Origin of the sequence: Streptomyces glaucescens, assembly GCF_002154375.1 — a bacterium.
Taxonomy (GTDB): domain Bacteria; phylum Actinomycetota; class Actinomycetes; order Streptomycetales; family Streptomycetaceae; genus Streptomyces; species Streptomyces glaucescens.
Window position 1 is genome coordinate 1 of record NZ_MUND01000930.1, and the last position, 5,135, is coordinate 5,135.

The 5,135-nt window shown below is 72.8% G+C and carries 2 protein-coding genes; both read right to left on the reverse strand.

The annotated features are described in order from the left end of the window. Positions 1–3,332 (reverse strand): non-ribosomal peptide synthetase (locus tag CCN42_RS39385; protein WP_086741964.1); only part of this gene is annotated, 3,332 nt, incomplete at its 3' end. Further along, on the reverse strand, positions 3,329–5,135 hold a 1,807-nt coding region (locus CCN42_RS45815; RefSeq protein ID WP_143662202.1), incomplete at its 5' end, for a phosphopantetheine-binding protein. The genes CCN42_RS39385 and CCN42_RS45815, both read right to left, overlap by 4 nt.

Genomic DNA, 5,135 nt, shown 5'->3' on the forward strand with positions numbered 1-5,135 from the left:
TCCGGCTCCGCCACCGCCAGGGCGGCCACCTGTTCGACGGTGGGCAGGGAGAAGATGTCGCGGACGGCGAGTGTGACGCCCAGTTCCTTGCGCAGCCGGCTCGCCACCCGGATGGCGACGATGCTGTCCATGCCGAGCCGCCTGACGTCGTCGCGGATGCCGAGGTCCGCGGGGCGCAGGCCCAGGCAGTCGGCCCACAGGTCGCGCACCCGTTCCTCCAGCGGGGTGCGCGGAGCGAGCCGCTCCTCGGCGGCCTGGGGCAGGCCGGGGTCGGGCAGGGCACGCCGGTCGAGCTTGCCGTTGACGGTGACGGGCAGCTCGGCCAGGTGGACGAGAGCGCCGGGCACCATGTACGGCGGCAGCGTCTCGTGCAGGGCCCGCGTCAGCGCGGTCTCGTCGAGAGGGGCGTCGGCGACGTAGTAGCCCACCAGGTAGGGGTGCCGCGGGTCGGTGTGCCGCACCAGAGCCACGGCCCGGCGGACGCCGGGGCAGCGGGCGAGTGCGGCCTCGATCTCGCCGAGCTCGATGCGGTAGCCGCGGATCTTGACCTGGAAGTCGTCACGGCCGAGGTACTCGATCGAGCCGTCGCTGCGCTGCCGGACCAGGTCACCGGTGCGGTACAGGCGTCCTTCGCCGAAGGGGTTGGGAACGAAACGCTCGGCGGTGAGTTCCGGGCGGTTCAGGTAGCCGCGGGCGAGCTGGACACCGCCGAGGTACAGCTCGCCGACGGCGTGGACGGGCAGCGGCCGGCGGGCCGCGTTGAGCACGTACACCTGGGTGTTGTCGACGGGGGTGCCGATCGGCACGGTGTCCGGGTCGGGGTCGGTGCAGGGATGGTGCAGGACGTCGATGGACGCCTCGGTGGGTCCGTACAGGTTGTGCAGGCGGGCGTCCGGCAGCAGCCGGTGGGCGTCGCGGACCTGGGCGGGCTTCAGCTCCTCACCGCTGCAGAACACGAGGCGCAGCCCGGACAGCGCCGCCGGTGCCCCGGGCGCGCCGTCGGCCGCCTCGAGGAAGACGGCGAACATCGACGGCACGAAGTGGACGACGGTGACGCCTTCCCGCTCGATGAGTTCGGTCAGGGCGTACGGGTCCTTGTGAGCGCCCGGCTCGGCGAAGACCACGGCCGCGCCGTACCAGACGGCCCACAGCAGTTCCCACACCGACACGTCGAAGACGTACGGCGTCTTCTGCAGGACGCGGTCGTCGGGGCCGAGCGGGAACATCCGGTTCATCCACTGGATGCGGTTGACCAGCCCGGCGTGCTCGCACAGCACGCCCTTGGGCCGGCCGGTGGTGCCGGACGTGTAGATCACGTAGGCCAGGTCGGAGCCGGTGAGCGGCAGGCCCGGGGCGTGGCAGGGCAGGTCTGCCGCGTCGGGGTCCTGATCGACGGTGACGACGGGCACGCCGGGGTCGGCCGCCGTGCAGCCCGGCCGGTTGCGGACGTCGGTGAGCAGCAGCGGGCTCTCGGTGTCGGCGAGGATGAACCGCAGCCGCTCGTGCGGGGCGTCCGTGTCGACGGGAACGTAGGCGCATCCCGCCTTCAGCACGCCGAGCACCGTGACGAGCATGTGCTCACCGCGGTCCAGCCGCAGACAGATCAAGCTGCCGGGCGCCACCTCGTGCCGGTGCAGCAGCAGATGGGCCAGCCGGTTGGCACGCTCGTCGAGCTGCCGGTACGTCAGCCGGCGTCCGGCGTGGACGACCGCGGTGGCGTCCGGGGTGCGCCGTGCCTGGAGTTCGAACATCTCGACGGCGGTGCGGACCGGCCCGTGGTCCCGTCCGGTGGCGTTCCACTCGGCCATCCGGTGCAGGGTCTCGGGCGGCACCAGCTCCAGCCGGTCGACGGCGGCGTCCGGTGCGGCCGCCGCCGAGCGCAGCACGGTGAGGTAGGTGTCGCAGAGCGCCTCGATCAGCTCCCGGTCGTAGCGGGCCTCGGCGTAGGTGACGGTGAAATCGACCCCGTCGTCGCTCTCCTTGGCGATGACGGAGATCCCGAACTTCTCCGCCAGGTCCTCGTACGGCAGGACGCGGTGCCGGAGGGCGGTGGGGGGTGCTTCCACCGGCGCGTAGTTGTGCAGGGTGAACAGCACCTGGAGGGTGTCGGCCAGGTCCGCGGCGCCGCCCGGCAGGGCGTCGGTCAGCATGTCGACGTTGAGCTGATGGTGCTGGTTCAGGTCGATGACGGCGTCGTTGACGCGTCGCGCGTTGTCGAGGAACGAGTCGCCGCCGCGGTACTCCGGGACCAGCGGGAGCGTGTTGACGAACGGGCCGATCGCGGTCTGGAAGGCGGGCGGGCGATTGGCGACGGTGAGGGCGACGGCGAAGTCGTCCTGACCACCGGTGAAGCTGCTGAGCGTGTGGTAGAGGCCGGTGAACAGCAGCGCGTACCGGCTCACCCGGTGCCGGGCGGCCAGCTCGGTGAGCGCCCGGTGGGTGTCCGGGTCGAGGGTGCGGCGGAGGGTGGCCGCCCGGTTGTCGGCGCCCCGGGCGGCGCTCCGCCCGAGCCGCGGCTTGCCGGCGGCGGCGAGGCGGCGCGCGAGCCGGTCGCGGGCGGCGGCGCACTCGGGGCCGGCCAGCTCGATCCGCTGCTGGGCGACGAGGTCGAAGTAGTCGAGTGCGGGCCCGTCGTCGCCGGACGCACCGCCGTCGGGAGTGCCGTGCAGGGTGAGCAGGCGGTGGACGAGGAGTTCCGCCGAGGAGGCGTCGGAGAGCATGTGGTGGTGCGTCAGGCACACCACGACCGTCCCGGTGCCCTGCACCTCGACGACCTCGGGGCGGATCAGCCGGCCGTCGGGCAGCGGGAAGGCGGTGCGGGCGCGGTCCTCGCGCAGCGCGTCGAGGCGGTCCGCGGTGACGCCGGTGCGGGCGACCGTGAACGCGTCGGCGGGCAGCACCTCGTACGACAGGTCGTCCCGCACCCGCATCCGCAGGATCGGCTCGGCCGCCAGCAGAGCGCGCACGGACCGCTCGGCCGCGTCCGCGTCGGTGCCGGTGAGCTCGACGAAGAGGGGAATCGTGTAGGTGTGGCCGAGTGCGTCGATACGGCTCTGGAGGTACATGCCCCGCTGGACCGACAGCAGCGTCCGCTCGTGCGCGGCGTCGGGGAGCTTCCAGTGGGTCGTCCGGCGGGCGCGCTCCTCGCTGTCGACGCGGTTGAGTTCCAGGATGCGCAGCAGTTCCCGCTTGCTGCGGCTCACCCGGTCCTTGAGCGGCTGCGGGAAGCCGGTGTCCTGCGGGAAGGAGAAGCCGAGGCGGTCCTCGCCCTTGGCCCACAGGAGGACTCCGGCGGAGCGCAGGTCGTTCAGCAGTTCCAGCTCGGGGTTCACAGCTCTCCCTCTTCACGCACGGCGGCTGCCGGGGCCGTGCCCATGTGCTCGGCAAGCTTGAGAATCGTGTCGTTGGCGTACAGGTCCCGGAGTTTCAGCTCGCACCCCAGGTCGCGCTGGAGCAGGCGCACCAGCTTCATGGCGGCCAGCGAGTTGCCGCCGACGGCGAAGAAGCTGTCGGTCGTACCGATCACGCCGGCCGGGCGGTCGAGGACCCTCGCCCACACCTCGGCCAGGGCCCGCTCGGTGTCGGTCACGGGCGCCACGTAGGTGCCCTGGAACTCCACGGGCGGCAGCCGGTCGGCGGCGAGCTTGCCGTTGGGGCTCAGCGGCAGGGCGTCCAGGACCCGGTAGCCGGTCGGCAGCATGTACTCGGGAAGGACACGCGCCAGCTCGGCGGTCACGGCCTCAGCGAGGGTCGGCGGCTCCGCGGGGCTCTCGGGGGCCTGCCGGGCCTCCTCGTCCACCGCGCCGACCGCGAGGGCGTACAGGGTACGGTCGGTGGGCGTCAGGCCCAGCGGGCAGGTGCCCAGGCCGTCGGCGTGCAGCCGCTCCGCCAGCCGCTGGAGGAGGAACCCGGCCGACAGCAGGTGCTCGGCCGTCGCCTCACCCTCCAGCGTGAGCAGACAGCGGGCCCGGCTCAGGACCGCGTGCGCATCGCCGGCCCGCTCGAAGACCGGCACCGCGGCCAGGTCGTAGGGGTGGCTTCCCCCGGGCTCGGCGAACTCCGTGGCACCGGCCTCCCGGGTCCGGCAGACCGGCTCCACCGGCGCGGGGCGGAACCCGCCGACGGCACCGAGGAGCACACGGCACACCCCGGTGTGCTCCGCGTCCAGCGGCCGCTCCTCGGGCACCACCCGGTACGGGATGCCGCGCGCGTCCAGTGCCTCGGTGAGCAGGGCCAGCATGTGCCCGGCCTCCAGCAGCGCGAGCCGCCGCGCACGGTCCTCGTACAGCGGGGTGATGGCGGGCCAGTGGACGACGAGATGCAGCTCGCTGTCGTGGCCGCCCGGCCAGGCGGCGACCGCGTCCAGGTCGTGCGCGGCCAGTTCCCCGGTCAGCGGGTGGAAGTACAGGTGTCCGCCGTGCGCGTCTCCGGTCGGGGTGCGCAGGAACGTCCGTACCGGGTAGGTGCTGCCCGCCGAGGGATACCGGTACTTGGGCAGCGCGCGGCCGGGCAGGTGCGCGGCGGACAGGACGCCGAGGACGGCAGACAAGTCTTCTTCGCCGAGGCGGGCGGTGCCGGACTCTTCGCGGAGGTGGGTGGTGCCGCCTTCTTCGTAGCGGGTGGCGCCGGCTTCTCCGAGTGCCTCCGCGAACCGCTTGCGGACCAGGGCCGGGTCGACGGGCGCGTCCAGGAAATGCCGGTAGCTCTTGGTTCGCGTATACGCCGCCGGGTCCTGGCGTAGCTCCAGTGCGAGGCGTGGCTCGGCACCGTCGAGCAATCCGGGCGCGCTCAGGACGAACTCGTGGCGGTCCACGCCCTTTTCCGCGGGCTGGGCCCCCTGGCCGGGCACCAGGTAGGCGACGAGTCGGTCCTGGGCGTCGTCCTGCTGCACGCGGGCCACGGCCTTGTCCACGCCGGGGAGCCGGCTCAGCTTGGCCGCGATCTCCTCCAGTTCGACGCGGTAGCCGTTGAGTTTGACCTGGAAGTCGTCGCGGCCGAGGAACTCGATCCAGCCCTGCCGCGTCCACCTGCCCAGATCACCCGTGCGATACAACCGCCCCAGCTCGGGATGCTCGAAGAAACGCTCCGCGGTGCGCTCCTCATCCCGCCAGTAGCCGAGGGCCACACCCGCTCCC